The sequence below is a fragment of the Nostoc sp. TCL26-01 genome (genome assembly GCF_013393945.1).
In the GTDB taxonomy this organism is placed as follows: domain Bacteria; phylum Cyanobacteriota; class Cyanobacteriia; order Cyanobacteriales; family Nostocaceae; genus Trichormus.
Genome location: NZ_CP040297.1, coordinates 2,165,820 through 2,181,433, shown reverse-complemented (window position 1 = coordinate 2,181,433; position 15,614 = coordinate 2,165,820). Strand labels below are relative to the sequence as shown.

Annotated in this window: 14 protein-coding genes; 5 read left to right on the top strand and 9 right to left on the bottom strand. The window is 41.5% G+C overall.

All coding sequences use genetic code 11. The features are described from left to right. Positions 1 to 141: 141 nt before the first annotated feature. Positions 142 to 1,167 carry a zinc-binding dehydrogenase gene (locus FD725_RS09440; protein WP_179047888.1) on the top strand — a complete coding sequence of 342 codons (1,026 nt, stop codon included), beginning with the start codon at positions 142 to 144 and terminating at the stop codon, positions 1,165 to 1,167. A 13-nt stretch (positions 1,168 to 1,180) separates the two neighbouring features. Further along, positions 1,181 to 2,077 (top strand): DUF4351 domain-containing protein, encoded by an 897-nt coding sequence (locus FD725_RS09435; RefSeq protein WP_179047887.1) that lies wholly within the window; start codon positions 1,181 to 1,183, stop codon positions 2,075 to 2,077. Positions 2,078 to 2,088: 11 nt separating this feature from the next. Here FD725_RS09435 and FD725_RS09430 read toward each other — a convergent pair whose 3' ends face one another. Together FD725_RS09430 and FD725_RS09425 are read right to left on the bottom strand one after the other, a co-directional pair. Then, on the bottom strand, positions 2,089 to 2,541 hold the full coding sequence (locus tag FD725_RS09430; protein ID WP_256871882.1) for a Panacea domain-containing protein: 453 nt from the start codon (positions 2,539 to 2,541) through the stop codon (positions 2,089 to 2,091). Positions 2,542 to 2,690: 149 nt separating this feature from the next. Continuing rightward, entirely contained in the window at positions 2,691 to 3,494 is an 804-nt protein-coding gene (locus FD725_RS09425; RefSeq protein ID WP_179047885.1) for a hypothetical protein, read from the bottom strand. A gap of 366 nt (positions 3,495 to 3,860) precedes the next feature. Here FD725_RS09425 and FD725_RS09420 point away from each other — a divergent pair, with 366 nt between their 5' ends. Next, positions 3,861 to 4,472 (top strand): hypothetical protein, encoded by a 612-nt coding sequence (locus tag FD725_RS09420; RefSeq protein WP_179047884.1) that lies wholly within the window; start codon positions 3,861 to 3,863, stop codon positions 4,470 to 4,472. A 77-nt stretch (positions 4,473 to 4,549) separates the two neighbouring features. Here the strand turns inward: FD725_RS09420 and FD725_RS09415 are convergent, their stop codons facing one another. Continuing rightward, positions 4,550 to 4,909, bottom strand: a complete 360-nt coding sequence (locus FD725_RS09415; protein ID WP_179047883.1) for a Dethiobiotin synthetase — start codon at positions 4,907 to 4,909, stop codon at positions 4,550 to 4,552. Between the two features lie 330 nt (positions 4,910 to 5,239). Further along, a complete protein-coding gene (locus FD725_RS09410) occupies positions 5,240 to 6,715 on the bottom strand; it encodes a site-2 protease family protein (protein WP_179047882.1) in 1,476 nt (491 codons plus the stop codon). A gap of 159 nt (positions 6,716 to 6,874) precedes the next feature. Between FD725_RS09410 and FD725_RS09405 the strand changes: the two genes are divergently transcribed. Further along, a complete protein-coding gene (locus FD725_RS09405) occupies positions 6,875 to 7,561 on the top strand; it encodes an MBL fold metallo-hydrolase (protein WP_179047881.1) in 687 nt (228 codons plus the stop codon). Between the two features lie 150 nt (positions 7,562 to 7,711). After that, positions 7,712 to 8,722: an aspartate carbamoyltransferase catalytic subunit gene (locus FD725_RS09400; RefSeq protein WP_179047880.1), complete on the top strand. Its 1,011-nt coding sequence runs from the start codon at positions 7,712 to 7,714 to the stop codon at positions 8,720 to 8,722. Positions 8,723 to 8,777: 55 nt separating this feature from the next. Here FD725_RS09400 and kdpC read toward each other — a convergent pair whose 3' ends face one another. The 5 genes from kdpC to FD725_RS09375 form a co-directional block, all read right to left on the bottom strand. Next, positions 8,778 to 9,422 (bottom strand): K(+)-transporting ATPase subunit C, encoded by a 645-nt coding sequence (kdpC, locus tag FD725_RS09395; RefSeq protein WP_179047879.1) that lies wholly within the window; start codon positions 9,420 to 9,422, stop codon positions 8,778 to 8,780. Then, positions 9,422 to 9,694: a potassium-transporting ATPase subunit F gene (locus FD725_RS09390; protein WP_179047878.1), complete on the bottom strand. Its 273-nt coding sequence runs from the start codon at positions 9,692 to 9,694 to the stop codon at positions 9,422 to 9,424. Before FD725_RS09390 ends, kdpC begins: the two co-directional genes overlap by 1 nt. Before the next feature lie 283 nt (positions 9,695 to 9,977). Next, complete coding sequence (gene kdpB / locus FD725_RS09385; RefSeq protein WP_179047877.1) at positions 9,978 to 12,110, bottom strand: potassium-transporting ATPase subunit KdpB; 2,133 nt, start codon at positions 12,108 to 12,110, stop codon at positions 9,978 to 9,980. Between the two features lie 288 nt (positions 12,111 to 12,398). Next, positions 12,399 to 14,138, bottom strand: a complete 1,740-nt coding sequence (gene kdpA, locus FD725_RS09380; protein WP_179047876.1) for a potassium-transporting ATPase subunit KdpA — start codon at positions 14,136 to 14,138, stop codon at positions 12,399 to 12,401. A gap of 653 nt (positions 14,139 to 14,791) precedes the next feature. Further along, entirely contained in the window at positions 14,792 to 15,556 is a 765-nt protein-coding gene (locus FD725_RS09375; protein WP_179051487.1) for an ABC transporter ATP-binding protein, read from the bottom strand. Between the last annotated feature and the right edge of the window lie 58 nt (positions 15,557 to 15,614).

The window sequence follows — 15,614 nt, the reverse complement described above, 5'->3', positions numbered from 1 at the left end:
GGTGAGAAGAAGAAATGCTAATGACTAATGACTCTTGCCTCTTCCCTATCACCTGTCACCTATCCCCTATCCCCTATTCCCTACTATTGCTCTACCTGATACAATCAATCGGGTGGAGCTAAATTTTATGGGTTAAAAGCTTTGTTAGCAGCATTGCTTTATGGTCAAGAGGATTTACGGTTAGAACAGGTTGCTGACCCATCTGCAAATGTTGGGGAAGTTGTGATTAGAGTAGGCGCAGCTACGACTTGCGGTACGGATTTGAAAGTCTGGCGGCGTGGTGGTCATGCAAAAATGTTGACACCACCCACTTTGTTCGGCCATGAAGCGGCTGGGGAGATTATAGCAGTGGGTGCGGGTGTGACAGGTTGGCGAGTAGGCGATCGCGTCGTTGCGAATAATTCTGCCCCCTGCATGAAATGCTTTTTTTGTCAACGTCAAGAATATTCCCTCTGTCCTAACCTAACCTGGAATAACGGCACATTTGCCGAATATCTGAAAATTCCTGCACCTATAGTCCAGCATAACTTGCTGCGGGTTCCTGATGAATTGCCTTTAGAATTGGCAGCTATGACCGAACCGTTGGCTTGTGTATTGCATGGGGTAGACCGTTCCCAGATTAAACCTAGAGATAGAGTGGTGATTTTGGGAGATGGGGCAATTGGGTTAATGTTTGTAGCGGCGTTGGCTGATACTGTTGAGGTATTAGTCTGGGGTGGGAGTGACCATAGGCTAGAGATTGGCAAGAAACTGGGTGCAGCGCAGATATTTAACTATCATCAAACTGCGGATATTCCTGGTGTGGTGAAAGAACTTACCGAAGGCTGGGGTGCGGATGTGGTGATTGAAGCGACTGGTGTACCAAGCGTTTGGGAAAGTGCGATCGCCTGCGCTCGTCCTGGTGCTACTGTTAACTTATTCGGTGGCTGTCCACGAGACACAACAATTACAGTTAATACAGAACAATTACACTACAGCGAACTCACTCTCAAAGGCGTATTTCACAACACACCTAAATATGTAAGAGATGCGCTTGCACTTATAGCTAGTGGGAAAATTCCTTTTGAGTTACTGATTAGTGAACATCGTCCATTAAAAGATTTAGAGCAAGTGTTTCATGACATGAAAGCACGGAAAGTCATTAAAGTGGCTATGGTTTGTAGTTAGGAGTTTAGTGCTGATGATTGATCATGACCGCCTGTTTAAAGAACTGCTCTCTAGCTTCTTTCCAGAGTTTATCGAGTTATTTTTTCCTGATGTTAGTGCTTATTGGGAAAAAGATTCAATAGAATTTTTGCCACAAGAAGTATTCACAGATGTAACAGAAGGAGAGCGAAAAATAACCGATATCTTGCTAAAAGTTTCATTTAGAAATCAGAAGACTTTATTTATCATTCACATAGAACATCAATCTTATTCACAAACTAATTTCAATCAGCGAATGTTTATATACTTCGCTCGACTACATGAAAAATATGCTCTTCCCATATATCCTATAGTCATTTATTCTCATGATGCACCGCAAATACCAGAACCAAAATCCTATTGCATAGATTTTCCCAATAAGAAAGTACTAGAATTTAATTATGAAGTTATCCAGTTAAATCTATTAAGATGGCAAGATTTTGTCAATCAAAGCAATCCCATAGCTAGTGCTTTAATGGCAAAAATGCAGATGGATGTCCAAGAACGTCCAATGGTTAAGCTAATGTCTCTACAATTGCTAGCAAATTTGGGACTCAACCCAGCACAGATACAATTAATATCAGGGTTTATCGATACATATCTCGATTTGAATGTTCAAGAAGAAAGAATATTTCAAGAGCAACTTGCTATTATTGAACCAAAGCAAGAGGAGAAAGTTATGCAAATCGTTACTAGTTGGATGAGACAAGGTATGCAGCAGGGAGAGGTGAAGCTGATTTGTCGCTTACTTAACCGCCGCTTGGGTGAAGTTAATCCCCAGTTACAAGAACGGATTCAAGATTTGTCAACTGCGGAGTTGGAAGATTTGGGTGAGGCGCTGCTAGATTTTACAACTACTGCTGATTTGGAAGCTTGGTTTGAGAGTAGGTAATTATAGTCTTCTTAATCCTTTTCTTCGACACGAGATCCGTAGTACTCCTTCATCCATTCCTTTTTGATAATCTCGTTGGAAGGTGCATCAGACGGTATGTATCCTCTTGCCAAATTCCAAGGTACTTCTACATGAGTCATTTGCTCTAGTTCATAAGCATCACAAGCAAAGTACTCTTGTGCAACTTCATCCAAAAATACTTGAACTTCTTTAGGTAATTCAGGGTTAACATCTTCTAAAATTGGTTGCCATCCAAAATGCTTATACTTCTGATACAAGGCAGGAATTACAGGGCCATGTATCCATGCTTGAAAATCTTCTGGAAACAGAGGATCATGATGAAGTGCAAGATGCCAAGCTTGGGCATAGTAAACAAGCTTTTGCAACTTTAAATTACTGATGAAAGAGCCTGTTTCATTTGCTAGCCAGATAAAGTAATCTGCTACCTTAAAGCATGACAACACTAAAACCACCTCCTGAAACTTCCGTAAAAAATATCAACTTAGAGAATTCTGACAGTAAAAGTATTAAGAACTTTTGGACATGAATATAGTTTAATTGTACTATTTTTTATGCTGTCAAAGAGAAAATTGTCAAATTTTTCATTAAAATATTATCTTTTCTTGGCTGCCAAACGTGCGTAATTTCCTAGCCATTGATATTTTTGCTCGTCAGAAAGGAGAGGAAAAAGCCACATTTCTATCAAGCTAATGATGACACTCTTGCGCCACATTCTTGACCTGAGTTCTATTCTGACTTTTTTTGATTCTGCAAAATAGGTTTCTATAGATATGTCTGGTAGTACTTGTAAATTTAAATCGCGCATCATTTGTTGCCGTAATTCTAAATGCGATCGCAGTAATTCTTTTGGGGTAACTCCTTGTTTATATATAATGATCGCTTGAGGACGACGTAAAAAAGCGTAGTTAATAGCTGTAGTCGGATGAATCTGATCTCTAGAACTAATTCCCCATCCTTTTTCTAAAGAGCTAGCAATAGCACAAAAGATATATTCTTTACCAAGTGTTTGTAAAACTTCTGCAAAACATAGATGTTTAGGATGCGAAAATAGTCGCACAACTGTAGTGGAGGATTCTGATAGTTGTAAATCGCTAATTCTTTCAAAACCAAGAGATTCCAATGCTGTAGTGTAAGAATTAAAAGTATTCTTATCTACTTGTTCTAAATTATCTAAATCAGCAGGAACAATTTGAATATTCTTAGGAACAGCAGAGAGTAAAAATCCTTTAGCAATAATTTCAAAAAAGAAAATGATTGGTATTATAGTAATAACGATTTCACTGACATATTTAGGAATAAATTCCCAAGATAGTAATAGTTTCAATAGTAGTTTAGAACCCCAAAATCCCCAGATAAAAAAGATACTAAAGACAGATATATAAGTAGTTAACTTCATTTTCATCTTTGTCACTAAATAAAGGTTAATCAATAGCTGTGATTTTTATATGGAATCTGTTTTTGAATTCCCGATAATCAATATTCTTAGCTACTATTTTTGATAATTCCCTAAATAGCAGTACATCTAACATCAGCAGGAGTAAAAGAATTAGCAGGTTGTAACTAAACAATGTTCACTGAAACTGAGATATGCTGGGCATTGTCTATCCTCATGAAGATGTTTCAGCAGTATTATTTCCATTCTGGTTGTGAAAATAAACTCACAATTCATGAGTAAATTTTCTAGGCAAATGGGAAAACTATATTTACCCCTGCTTTGTTACGAACCAGGGGATAAATTTCTATATGTGTCCTGTGTGGAAAAATGCTGCAAAAATCTCGGCTGAATTTGTTAATTTTGCCTTTTTCTCTAGTTTCCTGGTTGTGTTTGGGAATACTGACTAATTCTCAAGCTGATGCTTTACCAGGACAAAGTACAGAGGAAGTAGGTACTTGGATTAAAGCCCATCCTACACTACGTCCTAGTGCTGGCGAAAAATTATTTGTGCAGAAGAGTGACACAGCAGCTCAACGCTTCACTTTTCAAGCGTCAGTGTTACCTCCTGGTAAGGTGGAATTTATCAAAGACCGCAGTAGGATTCGTAGTGAACGGATTGCGATGTATGATGCCATTAACGGTATGACATTGCAGCGTTTACAGGAGTCGTTACGGATAATTTATGGCTTAGATATTTATCAAGATTTTAAACAGGCTGAGGTGACATACGAGTATCCTAACCAGAGTGCAATTAACTCAGCTAGGATGGCAAAAACCCCGATTAGGGAGGCTTTAAAGGGAGAATTAAGAGTAGGCGATCGCTTTGCCTATTGGATCGAAGTTGCTCAACCCAGAACAGGTAAAGCTTTTACTGGGCAAATGACGATTTTGCTGAAAAATGATTTAGATAAGTTAGAAGCAGAATTACGCAATCGTTAATAACTTTGGTAATGGTAATTGGTAGTTGGTAATTGGTAATTGAGAGGAAATTCTTAACCATTACCTACTCCCCATTCCTAAAAACTTCCTGGCGGTAGAGTTTGCCACACACCAGAAAAGATGCTTTCAGTAGCTAAAGCGATTCGGAGTAAATCTTCCTTGAGTAGTGGCGGCCAGTCAACGCCAGCTTTGCGTCCGGCCATGAATATTTGTTGAGTTTTAATACTTAATTGATAGATAGCAAAAGTTAATTCCCGATCTAAACTGGGGGAATCTTTCAGGGCTTCAAATACTACTTTTAAGGCTAACAAAATGGAGGTGATTTGACCGGGTACTGGCGGTTTACCCTGCTTCATCCGCATTAACAAAGCATCTGGGTTTTCCGCAGTTGCTATTGTTTGTCCTACTAAGAGTTTGCGGGCTGTTTCGTAATTCATTTATCCAGTTTAGCGTGGGTTGTAGACAATATAATTACTCAGTTATGCGTCAGATTAATATCTGGTGACAAGTCAATTTAAATCAATACATCCCGTGACTCTAGGATCAATATACCCTCATCTGTGAGAAGTTAAGCATGAGTAATGAAAAATAAAGGGCATTACGTGGGCAGGTACAAGCGCAACTTGCTCATAGGGGAAACCCCCAAGACCGCCGTGGTTCGACTTGAGTGAAGTGGCGTTTGACGTAAGGAAACCCAACACTGATAAGTCCCATATTAGATTTCCCAGATCCATGTTGGATTGCGCTGCGCTTAACCCAAGCTAAATCTAAATTTGCAACAAATTAGCGATCGCCTCTGGCATAGGTAAGACAATTATTACCAACAAGGCTATGGCTAACAAGCCTAAAATGTCACGTTTACTATCTAGTTCGGTGACATCATTCAACGCAGGTTCATCAACTAAGGGAATGAATAGTAAAATAATTGCCCAGACAAAGAATTCTGGTTGCACTAAAGAAAGTAATAACAGTAACAGCCGGGCAATTTGTCCGATGAACATAGCTGTTCTTTGACCAAACATCGCATGGACAATATGACCTCCGTCTAATTGACCCACAGGCATCAGATTTAATGCTGTGACAATTAATCCTAGAAATCCCGCTACGCCTATAGGATGTAAATCAATTGCTGATTTTGCTGTTAATGCAGTGCCTAAAGCTAACTTGGCAAGTAACGCTAATAGGATAGAATACCGAGGATTGAGAGCATCAGGATTTAATAAACCTGTTTTATCAGTCAAAGAAACCACATCAGAGTGAGCCAATCCCCACATAATTAAGGGTAATGTGGCAATAAACCCAGCAATAGGCCCGGCAATACTCACATCAAATAAAGCCTTGCGATTGGGAATGGGACTCCGCATTTGAATAAATGCCCCAAAAGTTCCTAAGAAGAAAGGCATAGGAATAAAATAGGGCAATGTAGAGCGAATTTTGTAGAATCTCGCTGTTAAATAGTGTCCAAGTTCGTGGATACCCAAGATTGTCATCAACCCTAAAGCATAGGGTAATCCTTGTAACAATATCTCTGGATTGGATTGTAATCTTGTCGGGTCGATACCCGCAATTTTTACCCCTACCAAGGTAGTAGTGACCAAAGTTGCGACTAAAAGTAATAAAGCCAATCCTGGCCGGGTTAACTTTTCTGGCTTACTGGCGTTAGCCTTAGCTGCTTGCGCGTTGGGAACAAGGACAAAGAAAGGTTTGTTATTTAAACCTTCTTGAAAGATTAGCACGAAGCGATCGCCAAATTGGGCTTCAATATTCGCTCTAATTTGCTGATAAGCTTGAGCAGGTGTTGTTCGTAACTGTCCCCGACAAATCACAGCTTGGGGTCGATACTCAATGTTCTGGACGTAGTAAATAGACCAGGGAAAACAATTGCGGAGTTGGGTTTCTTCTGTTGGTTCAATGGGACGCACAGGTACTTGTTCTGCGGTAGGATTAATAGCCGATTGTGATTCTGGGGCTTGGGGTGCAGTTTGTGTATCCCTTGGCAATTGCCTTCCCCACTGAAACAACAGCCAGTATAACAAAAGGCAGATAATTGACGGCCAAAATATCAGTGCTGGCGGCGGTGGTTGTTTAACTCCATAAGCCAGACTCCACCCAGTTAATATCAATGCAGGTGTCATTAATACCAACCACAACAGCCAAATTGGCGTTCTGGTGATGTTAGCAACACTGCGTTGCACCATTAGATAAGTAGCGATTCCCAATAGAAGGAGAAACCAAATTGTCATGTTTTGTACAGTAATTTGAAAAAAATATCCTGTGAGTCGAGTATTGTTAAGTGGCTATTCCTACAAACTTCTCATATTCCCTCACTCCCTCACTCCCTCACTCCCTCACTCCCTCACTCACCCACTCACAACTCTTTCAAACATGAAAGGTTTTTTCTGATGTACCCTTTATCTCAACAGCCAAGTCATACAACCAAGTCACCCAGGGATGTCTTAGACAGTATTTTTGCCTTTCCACCAAACAGGGACACATTAGGAGGAAGCTCTTATTTCATTGTAGGAAATGAAGGGAATATCCTCATCGATTGCCCAGCTTTAGATCCAATAAATTTGGATTTTTTGCGATCGCATGGTGGCGTAAGCTGGTTATTTATCACGCATCGCAGTGCTATTGGGAAAACAGCAGAAATTTTTGCAAACTTTAATTGCCAAATCCTGATTCAAGAACAAGAAGCTTATCTGTTACCAGGATTACCAGTAACCACCTTCACCCAAGAATTCGCCATCACACCTACAGCTAAAGCTATCTGGACTCCTGGACATTCTCCCGGTTCCTCTTGTCTATATTACAGCGAACTAGGAGGTGTATTATTTTCTGGTCGCCATCTACTACCCAATCAACACGGTGAACCAATACCATTACGAACAGCAAAAACCTTCCACTGGCCAAGACAAATCAAAAGCCTACAAGTACTGCAAGAAAACTTTACACCCGAAACCCTCCAGTACCTCTGTCCCGGTGCTAACACAGGTTTTCTCAGAGGTAAACGAGTCATCGATCAAGCCTACCAACGTTTAGCTAGTCTAGATTTATCAACTTTGTTAGCAACACAACCAATGATTTGAAGAAAGTGCTGAGTGCTGAGTGATGAGTGAGGGAGTGAGGGACAAGGGGACAAGGGGACAAGGGGAAAATAATTTTAACTGTTGACCAATGACTATTGACTATTGACCAATGACTATTGACTATTGACTATTGACTATTGACTAAAATTTATGCCTACTTCGACTTGGAATCGTCATCACGTCCTCTCTTTATCTGACTTCACTGCTGCTGAATACGATACTGTTTTACAAACTGCTGCTAGTTTTCAAGAAGTGTTATCACGGCGGACGAAGAAAGTACCGACTTTACAAGGACAGGTGGTAGCGAATTTATTCTTTGAACCATCTACCCGCACTCGCAGCAGTTTTGAATTAGCTGCTAAACGCCTCAGTGCAGATACACTCAACTTTGCTGCATCTACCTCTTCCATGACCAAGGGAGAGACAATTCTTGACACTGCCAAGACATATTTAGCGATGGGTACTGATATTATGGTGATTCGCCATAAAGAAGCTGGTGTACCTAATGCGATCGCTGAGGAAATGGATCGTTTAGGTGTACGTGTCAGTGTCCTCAATGCTGGTGATGGTCAACATGAGCATCCATCCCAAGGATTGCTAGATTTATTTACAATTTGTAGTCTAATCGATCAAGCTAATCCCCGTCTGGAACTTTTACAAGGGAAAAAAATTGCGATCGTTGGCGATATTTTACACTCCCGTGTTGCCCGTTCTAACATTTGGAGTTTAATTGCCAGTGGTGCTGAAGTCCATCTTGCCGCACCACCAACTCTGCTCCCCAAGTTATTTGCTGAGTATATATTCGGAGAATCAGCAGCACCACAAGGTAAATTATTTATCCATTGGCAATTAGAACCAGCCTTACAAGATGCTGATTTTGTCATGACGTTGCGCTTACAAAAAGAACGGATGACTAGTCATTTACTCCCCAGTTTGCGAGAATATCACCAACTGTTTGGTATCACCCGTACCAAACTGCAACTATCTAAACCAACCGTTAAAGTTCTACATCCAGGCCCAGTTAACCGTGGTGTAGAAATCAGTTCTGATTTGATGGATGACCCAGAATTTAGCCTAATTCAGTCGCAAGTCACCAGTGGTGTAGCCGTCCGCATGGCACTATTGTATTTAATCGGTAGCGGTAAAATGTCTGGACAGTAATTCATCAACTAGCGTAGTGATTTCAACTCCTGAAGCGTTACTTCGAGATTGCCCTCTAATTTGCAGACCTTAATCTATCCAAAGCTAGGTTTAATTTTAAGACATTAACCCCAGGTTCACCAAAGAGTCCGAGAAATCGACCATCAGTATTTTGAGCAATTAAAGTTTCTAACTCTTGTGCTTGCAGTCCTCGCGCCTGGGCTATACGGTTAATTTGCGCCTGAGCTGCATTAGGGGTAATATGGGGGTCAAGACTAGAACCAGAAGTGTAGATTAAATCAGCCGTAGGTTGAACGCCTGCTGTTTTGAGCCTCGTCAAGTCGCCTTCAACCCGCTTACTCGGATCAGGATCATTATTACCTTTAATTCTGTCTAATAATGCTGAATTACTGGGGGCTAAATTACTAGCGCCGGAAACCCCTGTTTGTAAGACTTGAGCATCATCTTTGTTCGGGTCTGCTGTACTGTAGCTGGTAGTGCTAGGGCGGCTGTTAAAATAGCGATCGCTCGTAAAAGGTTGACCAATCAAAGCAGAACCCAAAACTTGACCTCGATTGTCTTTAATTAAACTACCATTAGCCTGATAGGGAAACACAATCTGTCCCACCGCCATCATTGCCAAAGGATAAATCACTGCCACAATTATCCAAATTACCAAGGTAGAACGAATCGCCCTGCTAGCTTCGCGTGCAAAACTCATTAGAATTTCTCCGGTATAAACATCACAAAAAACAGATAAATCGAGAGACTCAGCGTTACCAACCCCAATAAACCCAAAGCCCAAGCTTGTGTGCGAGAAAAATCTTCACCAGTTGCTGCATAAACAACAGGTGCAACCACAAGATTGAAACACATTGCCAAGAAGATATACAAAGGCAACTTTTGTCTACGCCATTCCATCCAGATGTCGGGGATTAGGGACTGGGTACTAGGGATTGGGGATTGGGAATACAACTTGCGTAATGGTTTCATAGATGTTATGAATCGTTAAAAAATTAATTCGTAGCCAATAAACCTGATAAACACTCTGCGTTTAAAAAACTAAGACAACGTGAGTTCGACAAGTCTTTTTTGACCTCTCCCCCAGCCCCTCTCCGACGCGGAGAGGGGAGCAAAGAGCATCACATATCAAAGAAAAATCAAGCTTTTAAAGCCTCTCTCCTTTTAGGGGAGCCAGTGCGTTGCGGGGGTTACCCCCGTTGTAGCAACTGGCGTGAGAGGTTTGGAGAGGGGTTTTTCAGTCGTCGAACTCACGTTAAGACAAAGGCAAAATCACATCAATCAATTTAATCGCAATAAAAGGTGCAACAATTCCCCCAAAACCATAGATAAAAATGTTGCGTTTCAATAATTGATCCGCCGTCAAAGGGCGAAACTTTACACCCTTAAGTGCTAAAGGAATTAATACGGGAATGATTAAAGCGTTATAAATCAATGCCGAGATAATTGCCGATTGAGCGCTTTTTAAGCCCATAATATTCAGCGCCCCAATCCCCGCCGCCCCAAAGATCGTGGGAATAATGGCAAAATATTTGGCAATATCATTAGCAATAGAAAAAGTTGTCAAAGCCCCACGAGTAATTAATAGTTGCTTACCAATAGTTACTAAATCAATTAACTTGGTAGGATCAGAATCCAAATCCACCATATTGGCAGCTTCTTTAGCAGCTTGGGTTCCAGAGTTCATGGCTACACCAACATTAGCTTGAGCTAGTGCAGGCGCGTCGTTCGTCCCATCACCAGTCATTGCTACCAACTTACCTTGAGATTGTTCAGCACGAATCACCCCAATCTTGTCTTCTGGTGTCGCCTCGGCAATGAAATCATCCACCCCAGCTTCTTCGGCAATCACACTAGCTGTAATCCGATTATCACCTGTCAACATAATGGTACGCACACCCATCCGCCGCAATTGATCAAATCGTTCCCGCAAGCCGGGTTTAACAATATCTTTGAGGTAAATCACCCCAACAATTTGGTCATCTTGACAAACTGCTAATGGTGTACCTCCCAACCGCGAAACTCGCTCATAAGCTACATCCACATCGTCGGGAACAGCGCCACTACGAGAACGGACAAACCCCTTAATTGCATCTACTGCACCTTTACGGACTTGCTTGCCGTTGGGTAAATTAGTTCCACTCATGCGAGTTTTGGCGGAAAATTCCACACCTTCTGCTTGGTTACTGGGAAAATTTATCTCCACTTTGTATTTTTCTGCCAGTTTAATAATTGATCTACCTTCTGGTGTTTCATCAAACATACTAGCCGCTAGAGCAATTCGGGCTACATCTTCAATTGAGTAACTATTGACAGGGATAAACTCATCAGCCATGCGGTTGCCCAAGGTGATAGTACCAGTTTTATCCAGTACTAAGGTATTAATATCACCGCAAGCTTCTACAGCCCTTCCAGAAGTGGCGATGACGTTAAACTGGGCAACTCTATCCATACCAGCAATCCCAATAGCACTCAACAAACCACCGATAGTTGTAGGAATCAAGGCGACTAACAAGGAAATCAGAATAGCTATACTTGCACCTGCGCGCAGACTGTTTGCGGCTTCTACCCCAAATACTGTACTGATAAAGTTGGCAATATAGTTGACAAAGGGGGGCATGGTTGCCACGACAATTAAGAATACTTGCGTTAAAACTGCTAACAATACTGTCAAAGCAATCTCGTTTGGAGTCTTACTGCGTTCTGCCCCTTCCACAAGCGAAATCATCCGGTCTATAAAACCCTGTCCAGGATCAGCCGTAATCCTGATTGTCAACTCATCTGAGAGTAGGCGCGTTCCCCCAGTGACGGAACTAGCAATATCTGTACCTGGTTGTTTAAGTACAGGGGCTGATTCTCCCGTAATTGCCGACTCATCTACTGAACCAATACCTTGTATAACTTCCCCATCGGCGGGAATCATATCACTAGCAATGACTTTGACTATATCGCCTCGGCGTAGTTGTGTGGAGTTAACTTTCTCAATTGCCCCATCCGGTAAAACTTTACGAGCAATGGTATCAGAACGAGTTGCTCTTAAGGTATCTGCTTGCGCCTTACCACGTCCCTCAGCCACAGCTTCTGCAAAGTTAGCAAACAGGACTGTGAAAAAGAGAATGCAGGTAATTAACCCATTCAATAAACGTTGCTGATTGATATCTACTTGTAATGTGCCAAATAAACTCGGATTCACGGTGACGAGAAAAGTCACTATTGTTCCTACCCAGACAATAAACATCACTGGGTTTCTCACAGCAACCTGCGGATTAAGCTTGACAAATGACTCTTTAATTGCTCTCTGGTAGAGTCCCCGCATATCTGCTTTTGGGGTATGTTTACGCGACTCACGAGTTCCCTGGGGAAGTCGAGGTGAGGGATCTGTATTCATAATTAATTCGTAATTCGTAATTCGTAATACCAATTCAAAATTCAAAATTCAAAATTCGTCTTGGAAAGTTTGCTCAACGGGGGAAACCCCCGCACGCAACTTTCCGCAAAATTAAGAAAGCCAGATATGATCATGGTTTCTAAGTTTGGATCTGTAACATTCTTTTTTAAAATTGGTATGACTAGGGCTGGAAAGGGATAGAACGACAACAAGAATTGCTAATGACTATTGACCATTGACTATTGACTCTTGACTAATGACTATTGACCATTGACTATTGACTCTTGACTATTGACTAAAAATCCAAAAAGCCTCACCGATGGGGCCGAAGGCTAGGACGGGGAAAAATGTGAGTGCGCCGAGGATTAAGACTACGCCTGCGGTTACGCCTGTGAATAGTCCTGTGTCGGTGCGTAATGTGCCGGTGGTGAAAGGAACTTGTTGTTTGCCGGATATACTATCAGCTAGTAGTAGTAAGCCGATAATGGGGATGTAACGCCCGGCTATAAGGCTGAAACAAGTGCTGAGATTCCACCATAGGGCGGTGATGGTTGGTTTTGCGCCTGTAGCAATGGCTATTGGTGATGGTTGGGAATCTCCTAAGCCTTCAAATCCAGAACCGTTGTTGGCGGCGGCGGAGGCGTATTCGTAGATGACTTGAGCAAAGCCATGAAAACCAGGATTACTAATTCCGGCTAGTTGTTCGGGGAATGCTAAAGCAATACCTGCTGGGATCATGATGGCGATGGGATGGACTAGCAAAATTAAAAAACTTGCCAGTACTACTTCGCGTTTTTCGATCTTCCGTCCTAAAAATTCTGGTGTGCGTCCTACCATTAAGCCTGTGGCAAACACAGCTAAGATCAGGTAAGCGAATAAATAGGCTGTTCCTGTACCTTGTCCACCCCAGATGATTTGTAAAAACATATTTGACAGGGTGGAAAAACCGCCATTAGGCATAAAAGAATCGAGTAAACTATTAACAGCACCGCACATCGTACCTGTTGTACTCACAGCAAATAGTGCCGACTGCGCCCACCCAAAACGGACTTCTTTCCCTTCTAAGTTCGGTTGTGTACTACCTAAAAGTGTGTTTACTGCTGGGTTGCCGTTATATTCGCCAATGGCAGTGATGATGATAAATGCTAGGTAAATCACTCCCACCATGCCATAAGCTAACCAAGCTTGTTTAGTGTTATTGGCAAATAAACCATAGGTGTAAATCAAGGCTGTAGGAATTGACAGCATCGCCACAACTTGAATTAGGTTAGTAAACCCGTTGGGATTTTCAAAGGGATGTGCTGAGTTGATAGCGAAAAAGCCACCGCCGTTTTCTCCTAATTGTTTGATGATCTCAAAATGAGCAACGGGGCCACGAGCGATCGCCTGACTTATATTAGGATTTTCTAAGGTGGGAAATACTGCTGGCCCTGCTAAGGTTTCGGGAACACCAGCTGCCATCAAGGCAATACCACCGACAATACAAATAGGTAATAAAATCCTGGTGATGGAACGAATCAAGTCTACATACAAGTTACCCAAAGGTCTACCAGTCAAGCCGCGAATAAAGGCGATGCCCACGGCTAAACCAGTGGCTGCTGAGGTAAACATATGATAACCTAGTCCCCAAACTTGGCTACCGTAGCTCAGGTACGTTTCCCCAGAATAATGTTGCTGGTTGGTGTTAGTAATAAAAGAAATAGTTGTATGTAATGCTGTATCCCAAGTTGGTGCGCCGATCTTTGTTGGGTTGAGTGGTAACCATCCTTGATTCATCAGGATGAAAAATATCAGCAAACCCATGACTATATTGCTATAGAGAATCGCCCGTGCATATTGCCAGCCTGTCATATTCTCTTGAGCTTTCACCCCAACTAAAGCATAAAGCGATCGCTCAATCGGCTGCAAAATTGTATCCAGAAATGTATACTGTTCTTGATACACACGCGCCATATATCGCCCCAAAAAAGGCGTAATTGCTAATACAATTAATAGCGTTAAGGCTATTTGCATCCAGCCTTGTAGCATGATTTATCCTACTTCGTAGTTTGTAATTTGTCACCATAACTACATGATTGATGGCTTTGTTATTAAAAACAAGGAATAGAAAGATATAAAATTAGGTTTATTTTTGGGATATAGCGTTTAGAGAAATATATATCAGCGTTTAGATATCTGCTAAACACTTCCCCTGCATTTCTCACAAAACGGTAGGGGCGGGTTCACAAAGGAGCTTCAATCATTCACAAATATCTCGTTAACCCGTCCCTACAGCCTCTGGACTTCGGTTTGATAAATTTCGTGAGAAATCCGGGTATTGCTAGTGGAGGCTGTCAATAGTCAATAGCTGAAAAACATTTGATTTTTGAGCATTGACTGTGGATTATTGATGAAAATTTTTCACTTTCTATATAGCAGTTAAAAAATAGTTTTTTGAATCCAAAGACATCAAGAAATTTATCCCCAAATTGAAAAAGCTAATCTCGATTATTCCGCGAAATAGTGACGTAAATTATAGCAATAATTTGGATTGGCAGAAAGACAATTAAACTTTTCCAAAAATAGTGGATTTCTAAGTTAGACATTGCACTGAAGTACCCCAAACCAACGAAAAGGCACATTAACCACATCAGGCTTTTACGTTTGATAGGCGACATATTAGTTGAGAGTGGATTTTTAGACTAGATGGTAGCTAAATGAGTCAAATCGGCTGGGGTGAGGTGAGAATGTACAACTTGTCCATCTCGAAACCAGACAATACGCTGAGTTTGCCGAGCAACATCTGGTTCATGGGTAACCATAACTACAGTGATACCACTGCTATTTAGTTCAGTGAAAATATCTAGGACTTCTTGAGTTGTACGTGAATCTAGTGCGCCTGTAGGTTCATCGGCTAGAAGGACAACAGGACGGTTGACAATGGCACGAGCGATCGCTACTCTTTGTTGTTGTCCACCAGATAGTTGAGTGGGTTTATTGTTGAGACGTTTTTCTAAGCCTACTTTAACTAAAGCTTCCGTAGCGCGATCGCGTCTTTCTGTAGGATTAACGCTAGCGTATACCATCGGCAGCATAACATTTTCTAAAGCACTCAGTTGGGGTAGCAAGTGGAATTGTTGAAACACAAACCCCAATTTTTTATTGCGGATGTGTGCCAAATCGACATCATTCATGCCGGCTACATCAACGTTATCTAAATAATAATGTCCCGCAGTTGGACGATCTAAACAGCCGATAATATTCATCGCTGTGGATTTACCAGAACCCGAAGGCCCCATAATTGAACAATATTCGCCTTCCTGAATCACCAAGTTGACATCATTTAAGGCTTTGACTTCAGTTTCACCACTGCCATATAGTTTAAAAATACTTTCCAGGCGAATGATGACTGATTGAGGTGCAGGATTTGGAACTAAAGCATCTGTAAGTGAAATTGTGTTTGGCATGAGGGAATGGGGAATAGTCATTAGTCATTGGTCATTGGTCATTAGTCATTAGTGATTG